Origin of the sequence: Prevotella pallens ATCC 700821 (assembly GCF_000220255.1) — a bacterium.
Classification (GTDB): domain Bacteria; phylum Bacteroidota; class Bacteroidia; order Bacteroidales; family Bacteroidaceae; genus Prevotella; species Prevotella pallens.
This window is the reverse complement of record NZ_GL982531.1, coordinates 1-992: the sequence shown is the minus strand read 5'-3', so window position 1 is coordinate 992 and position 992 is coordinate 1. Positions and strand designations below refer to the sequence as shown.

1 protein-coding gene is annotated in these 992 nt (G+C 41.9%); it reads right to left on the bottom strand.

The genetic code is table 11. From position 1 onward, the window contains the following. Positions 1 to 890 (bottom strand): VapE domain-containing protein (locus tag HMPREF9144_RS12510; protein WP_006046512.1); only part of this gene is annotated, 890 nt, incomplete at its 3' end. Positions 891 to 992 lie beyond the last annotated feature (102 nt).

Genomic DNA, 992 nt, shown 5'->3' with positions numbered 1-992 from the left:
GCCTGTGCGTAGAGCTGTTCATAGTCTATGTGTTCGGGCAAACGAATAGGACCTGTTAGTGTAACTGCAATAAAACGGCGGCAACCACTGGGATCGCTAAAAACATCTGAAACGTTTGCCGTGGCAATGAAAGAGGCAATGCGTGGCAATGTAACTTGTTGCTGGCAATAAGGCTGACGGATTTTTATGTTTGCAAGCTGCATAACATTCTTTAAAAATCCGTCTTGCGTCTTTGCTGACAGCGTATTGAATTCATCAATATTAATCAGTAACGACTGTGTCATTGCGCGCAATGTATTCTGCTTCTCACTAATGATTAGATTATCGTTATATCCCCATTGCAACGCCTCTGGTAGAAGACGTTTACAGAAAGTAGACTTCCGATAGCCTTGTCGTGAAATGAGCAACGGTGCCACACTGTTACCATGTGAGATATTCAGCCCCAACCATTGTGCCACCATTGCAAGAAACCACGTGTGAAACCATTCTGCCCACCGTGTGTTGTCATTAGGTACACAATCTGCCAGCATTTCAATATGATTCTTTCCGTTCCATCGTCCTCGCAATCCTTCGAGGAAAATATCCACAGGATTAAAAGCCTTAACAAAATCCGACTCCATATATCGTCGGATATCTTTGTCCCACGCATCAATCCCATCAAGACGCGCCTTAATAGCAATAGTATTGCGCATTCGTTCATCTACAGCCACAAAAGGTTCGTTACTCCCAGCCTTGCGAGCTTCTGTACACCCTAAGGCGGTATTAAATCTCATTTCATACTTCCGCTCAAGATAGTTGAGCAACCGACGAGTAATGTCGTTTTTAAGTCTTTCCGACTGTCTGTTTCGCTGATTTTCAGCTTTAATGTTTTTAAGGTTCTTACTTTTCATAAATGATTGTTTTAAGTTGATGAATAGATAAATTATTTGTGAGAAAGGAAATAAGAAGCAAAGCTGTTGCTATGTCTTTTCCTGCCCAATCCGTTTGTCATT